The sequence below is a fragment of the Algoriphagus sp. oki45 genome (assembly GCF_036245605.1).
Classification (GTDB): domain Bacteria; phylum Bacteroidota; class Bacteroidia; order Cytophagales; family Cyclobacteriaceae; genus Algoriphagus.
Map to the genome: position 1 here is coordinate 1583604 of NZ_BTPC01000001.1, position 21002 is coordinate 1604605.

The window sequence follows — 21002 nt, forward strand, 5'->3', positions numbered from 1 at the left end:
ACATGTCAACCACACTCAAATCCTCCATCCATCAGCTTGTAGATGAAATCGAAAATGTACAACTGCTGGAAACGATTAGGGATTTTCTTGCCTCAAGAAAAAACTCTGAACCTGGTCAACTTTGGGCAGAACTGCCTGAAGAAAAGAAACAGGAAATTTTATCGGCCTTAGAAGAATCGGAGGATGAATCAACCTTGATTACAAGGGAGGATTTTTTGAAAAGAGAAAAATGAAAATCCTCGTAAGCAAACGAGCCAACAATGACTTTCAACGGATCCTAGATTACCTAGAATATAAGTGGGGTAGTGCTTCTGTAGAAAAGTTCAAAATCTTAACCGATGACTTTTTGGATATTTTGGAGAGCTTTCCTGAAATCGGCTCTATGGAATTCCCAGAAAAAAATATTTTAGGTTTTCAACTAACCCCACAAACTCGTGTTTTCTATATAATCAAAAAAACTCACATCTTGATTTTAGCATTCTTTGATGTCCGCCAAAACCCAAAGAGAAAGAACTTTTCATTAAGAAGCTCAAAAATCCATCACCGCGCCTAACTTCTCCCTCAGTTCCAAAGCTTTTTCAGTACGAAGTATTCCAAGTTTTTCTCAATTCAACTTTTAGTCCGCGACAAAGATTTATCAGAAAAAATCAAGCTACCCCCTCATCGATCAGCTGATCAAATTCCGCATTCACTTCCATGGACGAATCTCTTACCAGTTGACAAGCTTTTGCGAATGCTTTGGCCAACTTCTTCCGCTTATGATAGAGATTGTAAAAATCAATGGCCTCATTGAGGTACCTATTTCTTGGAATTCCCTTTTCCTTGAGAATATCCTCTGTTTCCTCAAAAATCGCTTTTTCGAGACTTTCTGTTAATCGCTTCATGAATTGAATTTAACCCTTCGATTTCAATTGTGAATATTCTTATTTGAATTCACTTAACGAGCTCAAACTTGAAAATTGGAGATCGTAATCCCCAAAAAGACGTATTTTCAGGGATCACAATCCCCAAAAATTCATTTTTCTTAGAGAACAGAACAATTAAGATCCTCCAAAATTTTATTGAGAGCATTTTCCTCAGGTTGAAAAAATTTAATCTATCTGTACACCTGTGCCGAAACTTTGCCAAACTCCCTATAAATCCTACTTTTAACTCAACCTAAACCCATTAACCTATGAAAAGACTCTTTCTCGTGACGCTCCTGTTTTGCTTGGGAGCATTTTCCACTTTTGCTCAAAAAGGCACCAAGGAACGAATCAAAGTGCACAGCAAAGCCCTAGAAGGCAATTTGATCGGAGATCCGGCTGACCGGGACGTCACCATTTATCTTCCTCCCTCCTACGCTACCAATCCCGACAAGCGCTTCCCGGTGCTTTACATGCTCCATGGATTTACAGACACCGATTCCCAATGGTTTGGCTGGGAAAAGCACTGGATCAACTTACAAGACGTGATCGAGCAGTCTTTAGCCGAAGGCCTTTCCAAAGAAATGATCGTGGTCATGCCCAATGCTTATAACCGCTTCAAAGGCAGTATGTATGCGAGTTCCGTCACGATCGGAGATTGGGAAACCTTCGTCACCCAAGAACTCGTCAGCTACATCGATGCCAACTACCGCAGCATCCCGACCAAGGAAAGTCGGGGGTTAGCCGGCCACTCCATGGGAGGCTATGGCACTTTGCGGCTGGGAATGAAATATCCGGACGTTTACTCGGCAATTTACGCACTCAGTCCCTGCTGTATGGATGGTGAAGCCTCCACCAATCCGGAATTAATGAAAAAGTTAGAGACCTTAACTCCTGATCAACTTCAAGAAACCTCCTTCTTTGAAATTGCAGCTTTGGCAACTTCAGCAGCGTTTGCCCCGAATCCCAAAAACCCACCTTTGTATTTGGACCTTCCAGCAAAAGATGGAGCTCCTCGGCAAGATGTAATCAACAAAATCATCGCCAACCGCACGCTCAACTTTGTGGATCAATACATCCTTAACCTGAAAAAACTCAAAGCCATTGCCATTGATGCGGGACTCCAGGACAGAGGGATTAGTGAGGCGACCAAAAGCCTACATGAAGTATTCGAATCTTATCAGATCAAACACTTCTACGAAAGCTATGAAGGCGATCACCTCAACCGAATAGCTGAGCGGATTCATACCAAAGCGCTTCCTTTCTTTTCTGAAAATCTGAAATTCTAAATCAGAATAACCCCATATTTCTTTAGGCCTCAATCTATGCATCCTAGATTGAGGCCTTTTTCATTTGATTTTTACCAAGAGAAAAATTATCGCTTGTCGCTTCCAATGGTATTTTCTATTTTCACATTTTGAGACAATAGAAATTTACACTATGAAAAAAATCCTAATCCTTATGCTTAGTGCCCTGCTCATTCAGGCGGAAGCATTCCCGCAAGAAGCCCTATTTAGAGACCAAAACATCATCTCTCCGGAAGTCCACGAGGACAATTCGGTCACCTTCCGAGTTTTCGCCCCCAATGCCAAGGAGGTCCAAGTGACCGGAGATTTTCTTCCTACGGTGAAAATACATTCCCCGATGGGTCAGATAGACGGACCCAGTAAAGCCGCTTTGACAAAAGATGAAAATGGCGTTTGGTCAATGAAGACTGCCCCTCTAGGTCCCGAGCTATACAATTACTCCTTCATCGTAGATGGATTCACGACCACCGACCCAAACAATCCCTTCCTGATCCGGGATGTGGCTTCAGCTTTTAACATATTCATCGTCGGAGGAGGCCACGCAGAGCTGTTCAAGGTAAATGATATCCCTCACGGTTCGGTGACCAGGAGATGGTATGATTCTCCGGGCTTGGGCATGGACCGTAGGATCACCATTTACACTCCTCCGGGCTACGAGCAATCAAGTGAAAGCTATCCGGTACTATATCTTTTGCATGGTGCTGGAGGAGACGAGGAAGCTTGGATCAACCTTGGGAGAACTGCCCAAATCATGGACAATCTCATCGCTGAGGGTAAAGCCAAGCCCATGATCGTGGTCATGCCAAACGGCAATGTGATCCAAGACGGTGCTCCGGGAGAAGGGAGCAGAAACATGTACAAGCCTCAGTTTATGATCCCGAAAACCATGGATGGAACCTATGAAGGTGCTTTTGAGGATATCATCAAGTTCGTAGAAAGCAACTATAGGGTGAAGGCTGACAAGGCCAACCGCGCCATTGCAGGCCTATCCATGGGTGGATATCATACACTTCATATTTCCAGATATTATCCGAATACGTTTGATTACATGGGACTTTTCTCGGCCGCCATCATGCCTAGAGAAGATGCCACCGGAAAGGTGTACAGCAATTTTGATGAGACCCTAAAAGCCCAAATGGATAATGGCTATAAACTCTATTGGATTGCTATCGGGAAAACCGACTTCCTCTATGATGCCAATCAGCAATACATTGCAAAGCTAGACTCCATGAAAATGCCTTACGAGTATGTGGAAAGCGAAGGCGGCCACATCTGGAGAAACTGGCGATTGTATCTTAGTCAATTTGCCCCGAGATTGTTTCAATAACAAAAAAATGAGGCTGTCTCATAAATCGTTTCGTTGTCAGCCTGAGCACCTGAGAGACGGGAGTCTTGAAGTCGAAGGCCATTTCCAGCTTTCCGGACGACATTTCGACTTCGCTCAATGTGACAAACTTCACTTTTGAGACAGCCTCTTTTTGTTTAATCTACAGGAACTGCCCCAGGAGGAAGCTTTTGCACGATCCGAAACTGCCCCTTGGTTACTTTTACTTCTTGCCCGTCTTTTGTTTTGAAAGTTCCCGCAAACTGTCCTTCGACTGTACCTATAAACAGGCTGAAAGTCCCATTCATAAAGCTATACCTAGTTTGCTTCCCTTCAAATTTGTTGATTTTGACGGTGCAGGAAGAACCTGGAATACGCTCCGATTCCAAAAATCCATATTCATGCGCCGAATACGCATAATGCTTTACATTGCCTTTTTTTACAAAAGCGGTCATGAATAGGTTATTCCCGTTGGTTCCATTCCCAGGGCCCAAATCATGTCCGGCTTCATAGGTACCCACTCCCAGAGGAATCCAATAAAACCCTCCAAAATTGAAGTCATTGGAGGGTCCCCAAAAATTCACCGAAATGGATTTGTCCACATTCAGGGTATTGAGGATCTCTGCATAGTTTTTTACCTCCACCCCATCGATCTCCATCGAATAGCTGCTTTCGTCCCCAGTCAGGGTAAATGGAAAATTCAAATCATTGGTAGCCTGCTGAGGATCATCCGGATCCACATCCTCCCCATCTGTACACGATACAAATAGCCCCGCGAAAAGCGCAAGAATCATCCCTTTAAACAATAAATTTTTCATGTTAAGTTAAATTTTGACTTTCCCAAAATTCAGTCTAATCCAAAGAAATCGCCATACGACAAACGCCCTATAATGGTCCAGGGAGTGGAGTCCTAAAAAAATCCTAAAAATCTTCAGTTGAGATAGGTGAAATGGAAATTTCTATTTTACTTTGTATTTCAAAGTACTTTTAAAATGAATAAAGCAGAACGAGAATTAGCCGAAATCAAAGCCATGATGGAGCGGAGCACCCGCTTTCTTTCCCTCAGCGGCTTATCCGGAGTCCTAGCCGGAATCTACGCCTTGATCGGTGCCGGCATGGTCACTTACTGGATTTATGGTGTAGAAACCAGCCTTTTCGAAGGAATCGACGTTCTTACCACTCGGGAGATTCTTAACCGGACTTTGGTAACAGCTTTAATCGTTTTGGCTTTAGCTTTGATCTCTGCCTACATTTTAAGCCAAAAGAAAAGTCAAAAAAGCGCTTCCAAATTTTGGACTGCTTCCAGCCGGAGATTCCTTTCTGCGCTCTTTGTCCCGGTGATTTCGGGAGGGCTATTTTCCTTCGCCCTGCTTCATGAAGGATTCTTCCATTTGATTCCAGCCGCCACCTTGGTTTTTTATGGCCTGGGGTTGATCAATGCTGCTCAATTCACCTTGAACGAAATCAAAAATCTAGGCTACGGACAGCTGATTTTGGGGCTAATAGCCGCATTTCATCCTGCAGTCGGGCTGATTTGCTGGGCACTTGGATTTGGCGTCCTCCACGTGATCTATGGCTCCATGATGTATTACAAATACGAGCGATAAGGTGAAGGGAAATTACGATAAGGCTTTTGAAAATGTGGTCCGGCTACGCGTCATGTCCATCCTCATGGTGAATGCCCAGTTTGACTTCAATTCCTTCAAGGAGCTACTCGATGTGACCGATGGCAATCTGGCTTCCCACCTGAGGAACCTGGAAAACCAAGGCTATATCCAAGTGGAAAAAACCTTTGTCGGACGCAAGCCCCAAACCAATTATTCGGCCACAGCAGCCGGAAAAATCGCCTTTCAAGAACACCTCGATTTCCTTGAAAATTTGATTAAAGAAAACAAAACCTAAAAAATTTATCAATCCACTTTGAAAATCAAAGTACTTTCCAAATATAGAAATCATGAAAAACTCGCTCAAATACCTCTTGGGAATCGACCCTAATTCCTTGATTCTCCCCGCCATTCTAGGTGCTCTAGTTCCTACTTCTCTCCTGACGTTTCTGATTTTGGCAAATACAGCCAATTACTCCTTATGGATGATCCTCCCACTTTTGATTATTCCCACAGGGGGTGCTGCTGGAGGGATTTTCTTTTATCTCATGGGCTTCCATTGGTTTCCCAAGGGCAATCAAAAACTGATCGCCATAATCGTAAGTATTCTCGTCTACTTCGTGATCGTCTGGCTGAGTTCTGTGATTACGTTCAATTTCACCGGACACTGGAATTAAAAAATTAAATTCAACAAACCTCAACCCACATGAAAGACCTCATTCGCTCCCACTTGGCTGAGCCAGCCGAACTGGAAAAACTCTACCGGAAAAACAAATCCGAGTTTAAATCCGCTTTTAATTCCATTTATCCCGACATCCAAAAGGAGCCCTTGGCCGAATTTTGGAATTCCCGCCTCAACTATGAATCCGAATCGGTGGGTTGGGGAAAGTCAAGCGATTGGATCTTTATTTTGACAGCCACCGCAATCGCCTACCTGATCGCCAAGTTGCCGACCATTTTCGGTTGGGATGAGGAGTTTTTCTTCCCGAGAAATCTGGGCTTTATCGTCTTTCCTTTCGTATCCGCTTATTTTGCCCGGAAGCAAAAGCTGAGTTTGAAATCACTGGCATTACCCGTGGCTTTAATGACACTAGCTTGGATTTACATCAACCTCCTTCCTGACAATAACCAAAGTGATACCCTGACTCTGGCCTGTATTCATTTGCCTTTGCTGCTTTGGGGAATATTGGGCTATGTTTTCGGCGGGGCTAAACCCAAAAATCACGAGGCTAGATTGGCTTACCTGAATTTCAATGGTGACGCGGTGATCATGGGAGCCGTATTGGGACTATCCGGTTTGATTTTATCCGGAATCACCATAGGCTTATTTTCTCTGATCGGACTTCAAATCGAAAAGTTTTATTTCGAATACATCGGCTTATTCGGCTTGGTCGCCGCTCCTTTAGTCGCCACCCACCTGACACAAACCAATCCTCAACTAGTGAACAAGGTCCCTCCTATCGTGGCTAAGATTTTCAGTCCTTTGGTTTTGGTTATGCTGGTGATTTACCTCGGGGCCATTGTCTACTCAGGAAAAGACCCTTACAACGACCGGGAATTTCTTATGCTTTTCAATATGCTTTTGATAGGCGTAATGGCATTGATATTCTTCTCGGTAGCTGAATCGTCCGATGAAGAAAATTCCAAACTTTTCAAATGGGTATTGACGCTGCTTTCCCTAGTCACCATTCTTGTGAACATGGTCGCACTTTCAGCTATCGTTTTCCGGATTTCTGAATGGGGAATTACTCCAAATCGATTGGCAGTATTGGGCATCAATATTTTAATGCTTGTTCATTTACTTCTTGTTAGTAGAGATTTGCTCAAAGCAGCAACAAAAGGATCTCCAGTGCACCAAGTGGGCAATACAGTGGTGACCTACTTACCAATTTATCTGGTTTGGACCATGATCATTGTGTTTTTGTTCCCTTGGCTCTTCGGGTTTGAGTAGACTATCAAATCCCGAAAAAACAACCCTCTGGCATAAAAAAACACGGCTTGTTTTGCGGTAAATAAATTTTATCAAAAAAAATAGTTGATTTGAATACGATTCGTATTTTCGCTTCAAATTCAACTCACACCAATCCATGAAGAAAACTCCCTTTTTCCCCTTTCTTTTCCTCTTTATCCTGATCGGATCGATTCCGGCCTTTTCCCAAATCAAAGCCGTCACCGAAAACGGAGACACCATTTATGTCTACAACGACGGCACTTGGAGCTACGAACTCCGAGAGTTCTCCGGCCAGCAGGGAATGATGGATTTTCTTAATGAACCTATCGATGTCGAGACCCTCAGCTCTTCCTTTACCACCCCTTCCACCTCCAAGGACAAGGTGAAAAATGCCCGGGATCAGTTTCAGATTTTATTCAACTCGGAAGAGTGGAGACGGGTACCTCCTGCCACGCTGAATGATGAGGCAGAATTTGCCTTCGAAGCAAAATTCTCCGACGTATGGAGTGTGGTCATCTCTGAGGAAACGCCAATCGAAAAAGAGACGCTCTTCAAAATCGCCCGCAAAACCATGGAAGACAATACCGGCGCCAAGCCGGAAATCATCAGCCTGACCCAATTCAAGGTCAATGACCAAGATATCCTGAGAGGAGTGATGAGGGCAAGTTTCTCAGGAATTACCTTTGTTTTTGACACCTATTACTTTTCTGATGAGCGGGGTTCGGTACAGTTTACCACCTGGTCCAGTGAGGCGGTTTGGAAAAAGAACGAGGAGAAAATTCAGGACCTGCTTAAAGGTTTCGAAGTGATAGGAGTAGAGTAATTAGCAGGATTTCCCAGTAAAATCAAAAAAGGATAAGAAACATGAATCATATCCTTTTCTTTTTTGAACAAATCCTTATTTAATGGCTCAAGTCTTACTTTTCAAACACAATCGCCTCCGGATTTGCCCCCAATTTTTCCAGGCTCTTGCTGACCGCTTTGATCATGGGCTCTGGTCCGCAGACATAGAATTCCTGAGAGAAGTCCGTCACATTCTTTTTCAAAAAATCCTGATCCACTCGACCGTGGATATGTCCGCTTTTCTCTTCTTGATCCAAAAGGGATATAAAATCATCTCCCAGGATATCCCGAAACCAATCTTCCAAAATCACATCTTTGGAGGTTTTGTTGGCAAAAAACAGGCAGTTACCTTTTAGTATGCCTTTTTCCAACAGATCTCTGAAAATGGCGATGAAAGGAGTAATCCCCGCTCCACCGGCAATGAATGTTCCTTGACCCTTGTACTGAATGGCACCCCAAGATTCATCCACGATCAACTCATCTCCGACCTGAAGACTGTCTATCTTTTTGGTCACCCCGTCATGGTCGTGATAGGATTTGATTACAAATTCCAGATGATCGTCCAGAGGTAGCGAAGTGAAGGTAAAAGGCCGTTTTTCCTCCCGATACCCTTCCTGATTGATGGCCACTTCACAGGCTTGGCCCGGTGTAAAAGAGTAATCCTTTGGTTTTTCTACTTTGATGCGTTTGACATCATGAGTGAGGGACTCAATGGCAAGAATTTTTACAAGGTCTGACATAAAAATGAAGGTTTAGTACATAAATAAAAGCCGCTCAGAGGCAGATTGTTTGATTGATATACCCTATCATTCATTTGCAACCGCTTTTCCCTGCCTCCTGCCCCACAGCCTAAAATAGGTTTGGGATTGAGAAGAATTGGGTAACTTCCGAGCTCAAAACCCTGAACTTACCCTCAGGGAAAACTTACCCTTCAAACACTTAAACCCTATGAGAAAAACAGCTTACAGCCTGATTTTTGCCACATCCCTGACTATGGGAATGCTTTCCTGCGGACAAAAAACAGAAGAAACCACCGAAACCGAAGAAATGACAGAAACTCCTACCCGATTTGGAGGATTGGCCCTTTACACCGTGAGAGATGCTATGGGGCAGGACCCCAAAGCTACCCTTAAGGCCGTAGCTGATGCAGGCTATGCCTACGTGGAAGCAGCCGGCTATGCCGATGGTAAATTTTATGGAATGGAACCTGCTGCATTCAAATCCTATTTGGACTCCCTGGGCCTGCAGCCAAAAAGCACTCATATGGGTGGAGTGACTTTGGACAATGCTGAGGAGCAAATTGCCGCTTCCAAAGCTGCAGGATTTGAGTATTTCGTGATTCCTGTGCCCCCAATGGGCATGTTTACCTTTGGCCCGGAAGGATTGGGTATGAAAGGAACTAAGGAAGAGCTTGTGAGTATCTTGACCACTATCGGAGAAAAATGCTCTGCAGCCGGATTGAAGCTTTTGTATCACAATCACGACTTCGAATTCAAGCTCGATGAAGACGGAAGCACCATCACGGACTATATCCTCCAAAACACCGACCCTGCCCATGTCAACTATCAGATGGACCTATTTTGGGTAACCAAAGCAGGAGCGGATCCTTTGGCATACTTCGAAAAATATCCGGGAAGATTCAAGGCTTGGCACGTCAAGGACATGAATGATGCGGGTGAGTTTGCTCCGGTTGGTACAGGAAATATTGACTTTGCCCGGATTTTGGCAGAAAAAGACAAATCAGGCATGGTTTACTACCTCGTGGAGCAGGACAATACCTTTGATCTTAATCCCATGGAAGCCATCCAAATCAGCCATAGAGGCTTGGAAAAGTATGGTTTTCAATAGTCTTTTTTAAAAAAAATAGGAAAAGCCAGTGCTTAACACTGGCTTTTTTTTTGCCCCAATTTGATTTTTTCACTTCTCTGCAATCGCCCATAACCAAAAAATAGAGCCTTTTATCCTAAAAACAGGCCCAATTTCCATGGATTAGGCTTTATATTTGACCTTTCTCAAAAAATCTCCATTCCGGAGATTCCAATAATCCTTTACATGCAAGATATTATCAGTACCCTCAACGGTCTCATTTGGAGCAATGCTTTGATTTTGCTCTGCTTGGGTGCCGGCATCTATTTTTCTATCGTTACCAAGTTTGTACAGATTCGCTATTTCCGGGAAATGATCAAGCTTCTTTTCGGAGGAAAATCCTCCAATCAGGGCGTATCTTCCTTTCAGGCTTTCGCTTTGGCTTTGTCGGGCAGGATCGGAACCGGAAACATCGCAGGAGTAGCCACGGCTATCGCCATGGGAGGTCCCGGAGCGATCTTTTGGATGTGGATCATTGCTTTTTTGGGTTCGGCTTCGGCTTACATTGAAGCAACCTTGGGACAGATTTACAAAGAAGTCAAGGACGGGCAGTACCGGGGAGGTCCTGCCTTTTACATTGAAAAAGGATTGGGAGTCAAATGGTATGCAATGGTATTTGCCGTGGTAACCATCATCAGTATGTCCCTTTTGCTGCCTGGTGTGCAAAGCAACAGTATCGCACTGAGTATGGACAATGCCTTTCAGGTACCCGTGGAAATCACAGGAGGTGTGGTCGTAGTATTTTTAGGCTTGATCATTTTCGGAGGCATCAAGCGTATTGGCAAAGTAGCCGAACTCGTAGTTCCATTTATGGCCTTTGGCTACATTTTGATTGCTGTGATCATCATGGTGCTGAACTTCCAGGAAATCCCCGGCGTGATCAGCCTGATCGTACGATCGGCATTTAATTTGGAATCGGCCTATTCCGGGATTTTTGGCTTAGCCATCGCTTGGGGGATCAAAAGGGGGATTTATTCCAATGAAGCCGGACAAGGTACCGCACCTCATGCAGCAGCGGCAGCTGAGGTAAGCCATCCCGCCAAGCAGGGTTTGGTACAGGCTTTTTCGGTCTATATCGACACCCTCTTTGTCTGTTCAGCCACAGCCTTTATGATTTTGTTTACCGGACAGTACAACATCCTTAATCCCGAAGGAGGATTTATCGAGGAAAACCTACCCGGAATCAGCTTTGGTCCTGAGTTTACCCAAATGGCCATTGCCACCCACTTCCCCACAGTCGGAGCGGGATTTGTGGCTATTGCATTGATGTTTTTTGCCTTCACCACCATCATGGCCTACTACTACATTGCAGAAACCAACTTGAGTTATTTGCAAAAAGGCAGCAAGAAAAAATGGCCGGTTTATGCCCTGAGAGCTTTGATTTTGGTGGCAACTTTTTATGGTTCGGTCAGAACCGCCGAAGTAGCCTGGACCTTGGGTGATATTGGGGTCGGCCTGATGGCTTGGCTGAATATTGTGGCCATTTTGCTGCTGAGAAAACCTGCCCTAAATGCCCTGAAAGACTACAAAAAGCAAAAGGATGCCGGAAAAGATCCGGTCTATGATTTCAAGGATGTGGATTGAAGAGAGGGAAGTGGGAAGACGGAAGACAGGAGCGGGAAGTCGGATGTCCGATGTCCGATGAAGGGAGCGAGAAGTAGAAGTTTAAAGTGAAAAGTTTAAAGTAAGGCATGAGTGCTTAATTGGTCCAATCCCCCCTATAGGGGGGCTAGGGGGGTTAAATGAAGTTGGAAAGAGATTGAAAAATTAGACAGATGTCCGGTGTCCGATGACCGATGATTGGAGCCGGAAGCGGGAAGATCGAAGCCAAGAGGTTGTAAGGTGGTAAAGTTGAAAAGTTTTAAAGCTGTATTCTCCAATCGATGTCTGAGGATCCTTTGAATGTCGTAATCCTGTACTGAGCTTGTCGAAGTATCGTAAATCGTACCTCGTAAATAAATGAGCGGGAAGACGGAAGCGGGAAGATCGAAGTTTAGAGTGAGGAAATCAGGGTTGAGGTTCCTGTTGATGTCGTAAATCGTAATTCGTAATTTCAAAAGGATTCTGGTTATCTTTTATCTTCCAAAAAATAACCTGCCATGCTCTTTCCTTCCCTGCTTTTTGCTTTCCTGAGTGTTTTTTCCCCTGATTCTTCAAAAGAAGAAAAACCCAATATCGTCCTGATCTTGGCGGATGATTTGGGTTGGTCGGATATCGGCTGCTATGGCAGTGAGGTGGAAACTCCCAATCTGGACTGGTTGGCTGAAAACGGGGTTCGATTCACCCAAATGTACAATACCGCGAAATGCAACCCCTCCCGGGCAGCATTGATGACCGGACTCTATGCCCAGCAGGTCGGCTACGAAGCCACCTATCAGCAGCCGCTGATCAATGGGATTACCCTCGGCGAACTGTTGAAATCCACCGGTTACCGTACGCTTTGGTCGGGAAAGCATCACGGTTTTGACCATCCCATGGACCGGGGGTTTGATCGGTATTTTGGATTGAAAGAGGGAGCATCCAACCATTTCAATCCCGGCCTTCGTCGGGAAGGAGAAGCCCAACCTGCTCAAAAACGCCCGGATCGACCTTTCTACGAGGATCGGACACTTTTTCAGCCTTTCACTCCGCCACTGGACTACTATTCCACAGATTACTTCACCCGATACCCACTCCAATGGCTTGAAGAGTACAAAAACGAAAGCAATCCCTTTTTTCTCTACCTCGCCTACACCGCACCCCATGACCCCCTGATGGCTTGGCCGGAGGACATCGAAAAGTACAAAGGCAAGTACGACCAAGGTTATGAGGCAATTCGCCAAAAGCGCTTCGAAAAGCAGAAGAAACTGGGGCTGATCAGGGAAGATTTCCCTTTAACTGAGTCCACCCACGTCCCTTGGACTAGTCTTTCAGATTCCCTGAAAAGAATCGAAGCCCGGAAAATGGAAGTTTATGCCGCCATGATCGACCGCATGGATCAGAAAATCGGGGAAGTCATCCAAAAGCTCCGTCAGCTCGGCAAGCTGGACAATACGGTCTTTATCTTCCTATCAGACAATGGAGCCTCCGCCGAAATGGTCAATATTCCCGGGGATGGCAACATCGGCACTGTAGGCCATTGGACTTCCCTCGGGGAAGACTGGGCCAATGTGGGCAATACCCCCCTCCGCTTTTACAAAAACTACTCTTTCGAAGGGGGCATCCGCACTCCTCTGATCATTAGCTGGCCCAAAGGCTTGGCTGCCAAAGGAAGCTTCACTGACTTTCCTGCCCATCTAATCGACATCCTCCCTACCCTTGCCGATCTCTCCGGTGCCAATTACCCTAAAGAACTGGATGGAAAGCCGGTTCTTCCTTTTCCGGGTCAAAGTCTTTTGCCTGCTATCCGGGGAGAAAAAGAAGAAAGAGAAAAGCCCATTTTCTGGGCATGGTCCGTAGGCAGGGCTGTTAGACAGGGTAACTGGAAGGCGGTCGCCCATGGCAAAGATGCCCCTTGGGAACTCTACGATCTGTCCAAAGACCCGCATGAAACCCAAAATCTAGCTGCAAATCATCCCGAAAAAGTCCAGGAGCTAAAGGGCCTTTTCCAAGTCTGGAAGGAAGTCAGCGCTCAGCAAAAAGCCTCCGGTCAACTTTCTTGGACTAATTCCCAACAATGAAGGACAATCTGACCCTGATCATCGTTGTGGGGATTTTGGCTCTGCATTTCCTCCTTGGAATCGGTTGGCTGCTGTATAAAATGGCAGGTCCCAAATCGGAAAACAAAAACCCCAAACCCGAAAAATAATCTTCCCAAAATGAAGTTTGTGTAAACTTCCTCCAAGATGTCCCGGAAAAAAGGCGACTTGCTTATCTTTCCCCTACAAATCCAAATTAACCCATTATGCTTCGCATTTTTCTTTGCTTTATGGCTATGACCATCCTTTCTCTTTCCTCTCTTGCTCAGGATACCTTCCACTCCAATCCCGTGATCGCGCATCGGGGAGCTTGGAAAAAGAACAACCTACCCCAAAACTCCATCGCCTCCCTTCGGGAAGCGATTCGCTTGGGATGCATGGGGACGGAGTTTGACGTCTGGATGACCAAGGACGAGGTACTTGTGGTAAATCACGACCATGACTTTATGGGAATGGACATCGAGGAAAGCACCTATGCCGAGCTATTGACCCAAAAGCTCCCCAACGGTGAAAAAATCCCCACTCTGGAAGAATACCTTCGCGAAGGCATTAAGCAAACCGGTACCCGCCTGATCTTGGAATTCAAACCCTCCCGACTGGGCGTAGAGAGAAGTGAGCGCGTGGGAGAGCTCAGCGTCCTGATGGTAAAGAAACTGGGAGCAGAAAAATGGGTGGATTACATCACCTTCAGCTACGAGGGAGGAAAAAAGGCCATCACCACCGACCCCCAAGCCAATGTGGCCTATCTTACCGGAGATAAGTCTCCCGCAACCTTGAAAGAGGATGGATTTTTTGGTTTTGATTACAATATCCGACTGGTCAAGCTCCGAGCCGACTGGATTACCGAAGCTCAGGAACTCGGACTCACTACCAATGCCTGGACTGTCAATGATCCCGATGACATGACTTGGCTGCTCGACCGAAAGGTGGACTTTATCACCACCGACGAGCCCGAAGTGCTTTTTGAACTGCTCAAGCAGAGAAAATAAGCCAAAGGCCGATTCAGGATTTCAGGCGCAGCACTTTTTCCTCATCCCAATGCAGGTAGACCCGATCTCCGGCAGTGAATCTCCGCTGTGGATCATCTACCTCCCATAGCAATCCGCTGTCCTTAAGCCGGACAAAGAGGGAATTGTAGTGCACCAAAAAGCGCTGATCGACCACATGACCGAGCAGTCCCCCTTTGGTTCTCAGCTTGACATCTGCGGGACGCAGGTAGGTATGGTCTACACCAGGAAGGGGATTGATGGCAGAAAAAAGCCGAGCCACATAGCGCGTCTTGGGATGCTCGCAAAGGCTTTGGGAATTGCCCCGCTGCACCAGTTTGCCTTTTTGAAGGATTAGCACCGAGTCCGTCAGGCGGAGTGCATCGTCCAACTCATGAGTCACAAAGATCACCGTCGTACCCATTTCCTGCAGCAATTCCTTCAGTTCCTGGAGAATTTTTCGCTTTTGGATCGCATCGAGATGGGAAAATGGCTCGTCGAGAAGCAATACCTCCGGCTCCACAGCCAAGGCTTGCGCTATAGCGACCTTTTGCTGCTGCCCACCGCTGAGTTGACGGGGCAAACGCTGCCGATAAGCTTCCAAGTCCAACTCCCTCAGCAGGCGATCCAGTTGCTTTTTTCTGTAAGCCGGATCAAAAAGCAGGAGGGGACGGAGGATATTTTCCTCCACCGTAGAGTTGGGGAAAAGCTGGTAATCCTGATGAATCAGCTTGATTTCGTCGTAGCCGGGCACCAGTTTTTCGGCGGGATTTTCGATTTTTTGTCCATTGAGCAGTACTTCCCCGGAGCTTTGGGTCATCAGTCCGGAGGCGATGCGGAGCAGGGTACTTTTTCCCGAACCGCTCTCTCCCACGATGGCGATCATCTCCCCTTTTTCCAATTCCAGAGAAAAGTCATGCAGGGCGGTTTGGGTTTCGTAGGATTTGCTGAGGTGGCGGAGGGAGAAGTAGGACATGGGTGGTTTTCTTCGATATTCGATATTCAACATTCGATATTCGGCATTTATTCAAGGATTGAAAAATTGGAAGATTGGAAAATTGAAATATTGACCTCGACAGAAACCCTTTCTTCCAAGCTGAATTGAATATTTCTTTCTGTGCCATTCTGTGAAATCTGTGAGCAATAAACAATCTGGAAAAATTGAAAATTTTGGAGCTTGGGACTTTACTTCAAACTTCTTACTTCTGCATTCAGACTTTTAAAATGGCTCACGGAAGACACAGATTTTCACAGATTTGGATTTTTAAGACCCCAAAATTCTAATTAAAGTCCTGCTAGGTGAAGATTAGGAACGGAGAAAGGAGTGGTATTGAAAAATTGGAAGATTCGAAGACTGGGTCCAACAGAATTTCCTCCTCCCAAAGTAAATTGAATATTCCTTTCTGTGTCATTCTGTAAAATCTGTGAGAAATAAACAATCTGGATAAATTGAAAATTTTTGAGCCCTAGACTTTACTTCAAATTTCTTACTTCAGCTTTCGGACTTTTAAAATGGCTCACGGATGACACAGATTTTCACAGATTTGGATTTCCCTCAGAAATTATACTTCAAAACTCTATACCGTGCTTCTAAATACCCAATTCTGTCTTTTTTATAACGAATCCAAATGAAACGCCGATTAGTGGGATCAAATAAAGACTGTCCATGACACAACAATAATTTTCCTAACGACCTGGAAAAAGGATAAAATCCTAAATTAACATCAACTGAGATCTTCGTACAGAAGTAGTCGATTTTTTCGACATATGGAAAATCACCCTAAAAAGTATTGCAGAGATATGGAATTGTTCCTTTCTTGAGCAAAGAAAAAGAAAGAAATAAGGCATTTCATACCGAAATCAGATGTATTAAGGTTAAATGAAGTGCTAGGGAAACGAAAAAGATCCCTACTCCCATTCATAAATTTTTTAGAAAGGTGCTTCCCTATGATGACAAAAAATATTTGGAGAAATGATTGACAAAAAAATCGCTCAACTTATTGGAAAAGCCATAAGAGAGGGGAAATATCTGAGTATTACTTACCAAAACCTAAAAGGGGAAATTAATCCATTTTGGATAAACATTCTTGACATCTACACTAATGGTAAACTGAAAGTGGACATGTTCAACGTGACAAAAGATGCCCCTCTCAAAAATGCCGAAATCTATATTTCATCCATAAAAACTGCCGAAATTCTAAAGTTTTCTCACAGTGACATTTCTGAGGATTTTATAAAAAAACTGGATGAAAATGAAAGCTTTCAATTTTTTGAACCTGAATTGAGTGACAACAATATTTTGAATTATTACTTGGCATGCTATCGGGCCAACAAAGACCCTTTTCTATTCAAAGCCCATTTAATTCAAGGAGTGGACTTAACAGAATTGGAAAAGGAAAACCCATACCCATTAAGCGAAGATCAGCTCAAGCAGATTATTAAAGATGTTTACCATAATGAATACCGCAAGTACCATGAATATGAACTCGCTATTTGCGAACTGTCTATTGACTTACCTTCAAAGGGCAAATTTGTAATTGCCTATAGAATACTAACACTAGACCCTGTAAACAGGAAACTCCAAATAGGAACCAAAACACGATTCAATCCGCATTTTTACATCAAGGAGGTAAAGCATTCTTTGGCATTTTATACCGATTTGAGCCCCGAGGATTTTGAAGAGGTTTATCATAAAAACAGATATGAAGCAGAAGAATTATTGAAAGCCAACTTCAATACTGGAGAATTGATCAATACCAGGCCCGAGGTGGTTGTTTTGGGATATTCCCAAATTGATATTTCGGGAATATATGAAGGTATCCAATCCGAATTCAGGAAAAAAGAGGCCATGATTCCATTGAAGGCATTTTTTCAAAACTTATCCTCCCTAGACAGAAAAAACAGGAAAGAGCCCCACCTAGTACTATATGATCAGAATATAAACATTGATCAGATTCAGACTATCTATAATGCACTGAAATATCCGATCACCTATGTGCAAGGACCACCCGGCACAGGCAAAACACAAACTATCCTGAACATTATTGTGAATTGCCTTACCAATGGAAAGACACTTTTGATTTCGTCAAATAACAATGTGCCAATCGATGGGATAAAAGAAAAATTGTATTTGGGGAAATACAGAAACAAAGAAATCCTGCTCCCCGTGCTGAGATTGGGAAACAATGAAATGGTAAAGCAGGCTCTTAAATTGATAAAAGAGCGCTACGATTTTGAAACCAAGGATCTACCCAAAGAGCAACTGTTGTTTAATCTCAAAGAAAGGTCAAAAGAAAAAAACCAAAGACTGCTTGAGAAAATAAAAAATCATGAAATCCGGATTGAACAGATTCAAAATCTTGAGTTTGTAAACAACTTATTATCAAAAGGTTGGAACTATTTACTGGAAAAAGAAAAACAGACCATTGAGGGGAAAATTAAGCAGTTGCCAGAAACGGATAACGAGGATCTGTCCGATTTATACGAAGTGATCAAGGACAATCACCAACTCCTTCAATTTTTTTACTTCGAATCCTTAAGGTATGTGAAACGCCTAAAGACTAAAGATTACTCCGAACTCATCGAAATCCTTGAAATTGAAGAATCAGATAATCAGGTAAAAGAGTTTAACAAATGGATTGCCGATGATGAAAATCTCGATAAACTCACCAAAGTATTTCCCATTATTCTTACCACCAATATATCGAGTCGCAAACTTGGCCAAAAATTTAAGTTTGATTTGCTTGTAGTGGATGAAGCCGGGCAGTGTGATATCTCAACTAGTCTGATTCCAATCTCCAAATGCAAGAATTTGGTCCTCATTGGGGACACCAATCAGCTGAAACCCATCGTGGTCTTCGAAGAAAGCACAAATCAAAAATTGATGCATCAGTTTAATATTGATGAAGCCTATGATTATTTCACCAATTCCATCCTCTCTGTCTTCAAAAGGATTGATAACATATCCAGAGATATTCTGCTGAGCTACCATTACCGATGCGGAAAAAAAATCATCGATTATTCCAACATGCGGTTCTATGAGGGTAAGTTGAATCTCTCCAAGATAAAAATCAATGGTGAACTGAAGCTGATTGATGTCAATAATGTAAACCAACCCAAAAGAAATGCATCGATAGAGGAAGCCGAGGAGATTGTGAAGTATATTACTGACAATGATCTGAGGGACGTTTTTATTATCACCCCTTTCCGAAATCAGGAAGCCCTTATAAACCAATTTTTGGGGATGGCAAAAGCTGACAACAGGATTGCTGAATCAGTCAGCTGTGGGACTATTCATAAAATCCAAGGGCAGGAAAACAAAACCATTGTCATTTCCACCTCCATATCCAAAAACACCAGTCCAAGGACTTACGACTGGATAAAAAACAACAGTCAGCTGATTAATGTTGGGGTGACCAGGGCTCAGGAAAATCTGATTGTTGTGGCTGATAAGAAAGCAATAGACATCTTTTCCAGAAAGGATGACGACCTATATGCCCTTGTTGATTATGTTCAAAAAAACGGCAATACCCAAATCCAACAAAGCACAGCAAACCGATTCACGATTGGGTTTTCCAATGATTCAAAATTTGAGGATGAGTTTTACAAGACCATCAGCCACTATTGCTCAATTGAAGGAAGCCGGTTTGAAAGAAATGTGAAAGTTTTGGATGTTTTTCCAGGAGAAATCCACAACCCAGTATTCAAAGAGAAAGAATTTGATGGAGTGATTTATCAAGGCAGGACTCCAAAAGTAATCTTTGAAATCAATGGTGCTGAGCACTACCTGAACAAAAAAAGCATCAATTCCGACCTTTCAAAAATGAAATTGCTGCGGGACAAAGGTATACCTCATATCACCATCCCCAATGCCTATGTGAAGCATTACGAATTTATTCGAGAACTGATGAATAAGATTAAAGGAGGGGTTTACCAGAAAACACTATTTGAAGAATATGAAACCTTCACCTGAAAACAGGGAAATCGATCAATACCTAGTGAAGCTGGCTTTATTCGGAAAAAAATAGGTTCGCTCAAATCACCTTTGTCCAATTTACGGGCTCAGCAGGCATATTTTTAAAGGCTCACGGATAACACAGATTTTCACAGATTGGATTTTTCAGACCCAAAAATTCCACTTAAATATCTGCTAGATAAGGATTAGCAACTGGGAAAGAAGTGGGATTGAAAAATTGAAAGATTCGAAGATTGGGTCCAACAGAATTTCCTCCTCCCAAAGTGAATTGAATATTTCTTTCTGTGCCATTCTGTGAAATCAGTGAGCAATAAACGATCTGGAAAAATTGAAAATTTTGGAGATTGGGACTTTACTTCAAACTTCTTACTTCAGCTTTCAGACTTTTTAAATGGCTCACGGAAGACACAGATTTTCACAGATAAAGCTATTGCCAAGTTTCAGCTTTCTGACTCTCGTGCTGAGCTAGTGGTCCCTGAGTTTGCCGAAGGGTCGAAGCATCAGACTTCTTACTTCAATCACTCCTTACCACTCACTGTTTACTATTTTCCAACACCTACAAACTCTCACGCAACTTCCTGGGCAAAGAATCCCTCACCAAGTCATAACTATGCTTGGTCAACTCCAGGATCAACGTATCCGGAACATTTCCCAGCACGGAGACCGAATTCCAGAGCTTTTTATTCATATGGTAGCCGGGAGTGATGCCTTCGTACTGTTCCCGAAGCTCGATGGCCCGCTCGGGGTCGCACTTTAGATTCACAAAATCCCAGACTTCCAGATCGGCAATGGCAAAGATCTTCCCTCCCACCCGAAAGCAGAGCGTATTCGCATCAAAAGGCGTGTCTTCCGATACTCCCGGAAGCGCCAAGCAAAAATCACGGAAATAAGATAAAGTCATTTGGAAGGCTGAAGGATAGAGAAGAAATCTAGGGAAAAAAGAGAAATATTCCCTTTAGAAGTACAATATAGGCTGTGGACAAAGCGTAGCCCTGCTGAAACCGAACCTACACTACAAGCCTCCAAAATTTACACGGCCCCAATCAAATCACTTCTGGCTTCAAGATTTCCTTCAGCAAAACGCCAAGTGATAGTTTGGTATTCAAAAGCAACTTCTTCGAGCTGGGTGAGCTCCGTCAGGGTAGGATTTGCGAGCTGCTGTCGGATGGCCGAAATTCTGGCATTTTCAAGTTCTATGCTGTAGAACAGAGAGACACTTCCATCCTCTCCAGTAGCATAGCTTTCGATTTTGACTCGTTTGAATCTGTCATTGGTATTCCAGCAGTCATAAATCAGGACACTTGCTTTGTCTATAGCCTTGGTGATTATTAGGGGTCCATGTTGATTTTTACCTCTTGCCCTTCTTCCAGTGACAGGAGTGGCCGAAGTGACTACATGTGTGGTAGAGAAAACAGAAATCAGGTTTTCGAATCCAGATTGGGTCACCGATCCTTCTATGGTGCCGTGACGATTACTTTCAAGTGTGAGGAAAAGCTGCTGTGACATGATTAGGAGGTTAAAGTTAAAAATTGGTTCGAGTTTTAAAGTAATACTTAAGGAGCTG

Annotated in this window: 21 protein-coding genes; 15 read left to right on the plus strand and 6 right to left on the minus strand. The window is 43.8% G+C overall.

Features of this window, described 5'->3' with window-relative positions; all coding sequences use genetic code 11:
- Positions 1-2: 2 nt before the first annotated feature.
- Both AAA942_RS06910 and AAA942_RS06915 read left to right on the plus strand, forming a co-directional pair.
- Positions 3-233, plus strand: a complete 231-nt coding sequence (locus tag AAA942_RS06910) for a hypothetical protein (protein WP_338219512.1) — start codon at positions 3-5, stop codon at positions 231-233.
- Positions 230-553: a type II toxin-antitoxin system RelE/ParE family toxin gene (locus tag AAA942_RS06915; protein ID WP_338219513.1), complete on the plus strand. Its 324-nt coding sequence runs from the start codon at positions 230-232 to the stop codon at positions 551-553. Before AAA942_RS06910 ends, AAA942_RS06915 begins: the two co-directional genes overlap by 4 nt.
- A 94-nt stretch (positions 554-647) precedes the next feature.
- On the opposite strand, the gene AAA942_RS06920 is transcribed toward AAA942_RS06915, so the two are convergent.
- Positions 648-884, minus strand: coding sequence for a hypothetical protein (locus AAA942_RS06920; protein WP_338219514.1), 237 nt, complete (start codon positions 882-884; stop codon positions 648-650).
- 290 nt (positions 885-1174) lie between these two features.
- Between AAA942_RS06920 and AAA942_RS06925 the strand changes: the two genes are divergently transcribed.
- Both AAA942_RS06925 and AAA942_RS06930 read left to right on the plus strand, forming a co-directional pair.
- The gene (locus tag AAA942_RS06925) at positions 1175-2194 is read left to right on the plus strand and encodes an alpha/beta hydrolase (protein ID WP_338219515.1); all 1020 of its coding nucleotides are present in this window, start codon (positions 1175-1177) and stop codon (positions 2192-2194) included.
- Positions 2195-2345: 151 nt separating this feature from the next.
- Positions 2346-3539 (plus strand): esterase, encoded by a 1194-nt coding sequence (locus tag AAA942_RS06930; RefSeq protein WP_338219516.1) that lies wholly within the window; start codon positions 2346-2348, stop codon positions 3537-3539.
- A gap of 155 nt (positions 3540-3694) precedes the next feature.
- Here the strand turns inward: AAA942_RS06930 and AAA942_RS06935 are convergent, their stop codons facing one another.
- Positions 3695-4354, minus strand: coding sequence for a hypothetical protein (locus tag AAA942_RS06935; RefSeq protein ID WP_338219517.1), 660 nt, complete (start codon positions 4352-4354; stop codon positions 3695-3697).
- A 174-nt stretch (positions 4355-4528) separates the two neighbouring features.
- On the opposite strand from AAA942_RS06935, the gene AAA942_RS06940 reads away from it, so the two are divergent.
- From AAA942_RS06940 to AAA942_RS06960, 5 genes are all read left to right on the plus strand, one after another.
- Positions 4529-5143, plus strand: coding sequence for a hypothetical protein (locus tag AAA942_RS06940; protein WP_338219518.1), 615 nt, complete (start codon positions 4529-4531; stop codon positions 5141-5143).
- A 1-nt stretch (position 5144) separates the two neighbouring features.
- Positions 5145-5438 (plus strand): winged helix-turn-helix domain-containing protein, encoded by a 294-nt coding sequence (locus AAA942_RS06945; protein ID WP_338219519.1) that lies wholly within the window; start codon positions 5145-5147, stop codon positions 5436-5438.
- Between the two features lie 52 nt (positions 5439-5490).
- Entirely contained in the window at positions 5491-5817 is a 327-nt protein-coding gene (locus AAA942_RS06950; protein WP_338219520.1) for a hypothetical protein, read from the plus strand.
- Positions 5818-5846: 29 nt separating this feature from the next.
- Positions 5847-7091, plus strand: a complete 1245-nt coding sequence (locus AAA942_RS06955) for a hypothetical protein (RefSeq protein WP_338219521.1) — start codon at positions 5847-5849, stop codon at positions 7089-7091.
- Positions 7092-7227: 136 nt separating this feature from the next.
- Entirely contained in the window at positions 7228-7914 is a 687-nt protein-coding gene (locus tag AAA942_RS06960; protein WP_338219522.1) for a hypothetical protein, read from the plus strand.
- A 94-nt stretch (positions 7915-8008) separates the two neighbouring features.
- Here the strand turns inward: AAA942_RS06960 and AAA942_RS06965 are convergent, their stop codons facing one another.
- The gene (locus AAA942_RS06965) at positions 8009-8674 is read right to left on the minus strand and encodes an FAD-binding oxidoreductase (RefSeq protein ID WP_338219523.1); all 666 of its coding nucleotides are present in this window, start codon (positions 8672-8674) and stop codon (positions 8009-8011) included.
- A 208-nt stretch (positions 8675-8882) separates the two neighbouring features.
- Here AAA942_RS06965 and AAA942_RS06970 point away from each other — a divergent pair, with 208 nt between their 5' ends.
- The 5 genes from AAA942_RS06970 to AAA942_RS06990 all read left to right on the plus strand — a co-directional run bounded on the left by AAA942_RS06970 (position 8883) and on the right by AAA942_RS06990 (position 14466).
- Positions 8883-9782: a sugar phosphate isomerase/epimerase family protein gene (locus tag AAA942_RS06970; RefSeq protein ID WP_338219524.1), complete on the plus strand. Its 900-nt coding sequence runs from the start codon at positions 8883-8885 to the stop codon at positions 9780-9782.
- 204 nt (positions 9783-9986) lie between these two features.
- Positions 9987-11384 (plus strand): alanine/glycine:cation symporter family protein, encoded by a 1398-nt coding sequence (locus tag AAA942_RS06975; protein ID WP_338219526.1) that lies wholly within the window; start codon positions 9987-9989, stop codon positions 11382-11384.
- Between the two features lie 515 nt (positions 11385-11899).
- Positions 11900-13459 (plus strand): arylsulfatase, encoded by a 1560-nt coding sequence (locus tag AAA942_RS06980; RefSeq protein ID WP_338219527.1) that lies wholly within the window; start codon positions 11900-11902, stop codon positions 13457-13459.
- Entirely contained in the window at positions 13456-13587 is a 132-nt protein-coding gene (locus tag AAA942_RS06985; RefSeq protein ID WP_338219528.1) for a hypothetical protein, read from the plus strand. Before AAA942_RS06980 ends, AAA942_RS06985 begins: the two co-directional genes overlap by 4 nt.
- Positions 13588-13683: 96 nt before the next feature.
- Entirely contained in the window at positions 13684-14466 is a 783-nt protein-coding gene (locus AAA942_RS06990; RefSeq protein ID WP_338219529.1) for a glycerophosphodiester phosphodiesterase, read from the plus strand.
- Between the two features lie 13 nt (positions 14467-14479).
- On the opposite strand, the gene AAA942_RS06995 is transcribed toward AAA942_RS06990, so the two are convergent.
- Positions 14480-15439 carry an ABC transporter ATP-binding protein gene (locus AAA942_RS06995; RefSeq protein ID WP_338219530.1) on the minus strand — a complete coding sequence of 320 codons (960 nt, stop codon included), beginning with the start codon at positions 15437-15439 and terminating at the stop codon, positions 14480-14482.
- 996 nt (positions 15440-16435) lie between these two features.
- Between AAA942_RS06995 and AAA942_RS07000 the strand changes: the two genes are divergently transcribed.
- On the plus strand, positions 16436-19435 hold the full coding sequence (locus AAA942_RS07000; RefSeq protein ID WP_338219531.1) for an AAA domain-containing protein: 3000 nt from the start codon (positions 16436-16438) through the stop codon (positions 19433-19435).
- A gap of 559 nt (positions 19436-19994) precedes the next feature.
- On the opposite strand, the gene AAA942_RS07005 is transcribed toward AAA942_RS07000, so the two are convergent.
- Together AAA942_RS07005 and tssD are read right to left on the minus strand one after the other, a co-directional pair.
- The gene (locus tag AAA942_RS07005) at positions 19995-20339 is read right to left on the minus strand and encodes an MmcQ/YjbR family DNA-binding protein (protein WP_338219532.1); all 345 of its coding nucleotides are present in this window, start codon (positions 20337-20339) and stop codon (positions 19995-19997) included.
- 128 nt (positions 20340-20467) lie between these two features.
- Entirely contained in the window at positions 20468-20944 is a 477-nt protein-coding gene (tssD, locus tag AAA942_RS07010; RefSeq protein WP_338219533.1) for a type VI secretion system tube protein TssD, read from the minus strand.
- Between the last annotated feature and the right edge of the window lie 58 nt (positions 20945-21002).

Excerpts from the sequence above, each read along its gene's own strand:
- AAA942_RS06910 (WP_338219512.1), top strand. The coding sequence starts at position 3 with ATGTCAACCACACTCAAATCCTCCATCCATCAGCTTGTAGATGAAATC.
- AAA942_RS06915 (WP_338219513.1), top strand. The coding sequence starts at position 230 with ATGAAAATCCTCGTAAGCAAACGAGCCAACAATGACTTTCAACGGATC.
- AAA942_RS06920 (WP_338219514.1), bottom strand. The coding sequence starts at position 884 with ATGAAGCGATTAACAGAAAGTCTCGAAAAAGCGATTTTTGAGGAAACA.
- AAA942_RS06925 (WP_338219515.1), top strand. The coding sequence starts at position 1,175 with ATGAAAAGACTCTTTCTCGTGACGCTCCTGTTTTGCTTGGGAGCATTT.
- AAA942_RS06930 (WP_338219516.1), top strand. The coding sequence starts at position 2,346 with ATGAAAAAAATCCTAATCCTTATGCTTAGTGCCCTGCTCATTCAGGCG.
- AAA942_RS06935 (WP_338219517.1), bottom strand. The coding sequence starts at position 4,354 with ATGAAAAATTTATTGTTTAAAGGGATGATTCTTGCGCTTTTCGCGGGG.
- AAA942_RS06940 (WP_338219518.1), top strand. The coding sequence starts at position 4,529 with ATGAATAAAGCAGAACGAGAATTAGCCGAAATCAAAGCCATGATGGAG.
- AAA942_RS06950 (WP_338219520.1), top strand. The coding sequence starts at position 5,491 with ATGAAAAACTCGCTCAAATACCTCTTGGGAATCGACCCTAATTCCTTG.
- AAA942_RS06955 (WP_338219521.1), top strand. The coding sequence starts at position 5,847 with ATGAAAGACCTCATTCGCTCCCACTTGGCTGAGCCAGCCGAACTGGAA.
- AAA942_RS06960 (WP_338219522.1), top strand. The coding sequence starts at position 7,228 with ATGAAGAAAACTCCCTTTTTCCCCTTTCTTTTCCTCTTTATCCTGATC.
- AAA942_RS06965 (WP_338219523.1), bottom strand. The coding sequence starts at position 8,674 with ATGTCAGACCTTGTAAAAATTCTTGCCATTGAGTCCCTCACTCATGAT.
- AAA942_RS06970 (WP_338219524.1), top strand. The coding sequence starts at position 8,883 with ATGAGAAAAACAGCTTACAGCCTGATTTTTGCCACATCCCTGACTATG.
- AAA942_RS06975 (WP_338219526.1), top strand. The coding sequence starts at position 9,987 with ATGCAAGATATTATCAGTACCCTCAACGGTCTCATTTGGAGCAATGCT.
- AAA942_RS06980 (WP_338219527.1), top strand. The coding sequence starts at position 11,900 with ATGCTCTTTCCTTCCCTGCTTTTTGCTTTCCTGAGTGTTTTTTCCCCT.
- AAA942_RS06985 (WP_338219528.1), top strand. The coding sequence starts at position 13,456 with ATGAAGGACAATCTGACCCTGATCATCGTTGTGGGGATTTTGGCTCTG.
- AAA942_RS06990 (WP_338219529.1), top strand. The coding sequence starts at position 13,684 with ATGCTTCGCATTTTTCTTTGCTTTATGGCTATGACCATCCTTTCTCTT.
- AAA942_RS06995 (WP_338219530.1), bottom strand. The coding sequence starts at position 15,439 with ATGTCCTACTTCTCCCTCCGCCACCTCAGCAAATCCTACGAAACCCAA.
- AAA942_RS07000 (WP_338219531.1), top strand. The coding sequence starts at position 16,436 with ATGATTGACAAAAAAATCGCTCAACTTATTGGAAAAGCCATAAGAGAG.
- AAA942_RS07005 (WP_338219532.1), bottom strand. The coding sequence starts at position 20,339 with ATGACTTTATCTTATTTCCGTGATTTTTGCTTGGCGCTTCCGGGAGTA.
- tssD (WP_338219533.1), bottom strand. The coding sequence starts at position 20,944 with ATGTCACAGCAGCTTTTCCTCACACTTGAAAGTAATCGTCACGGCACC.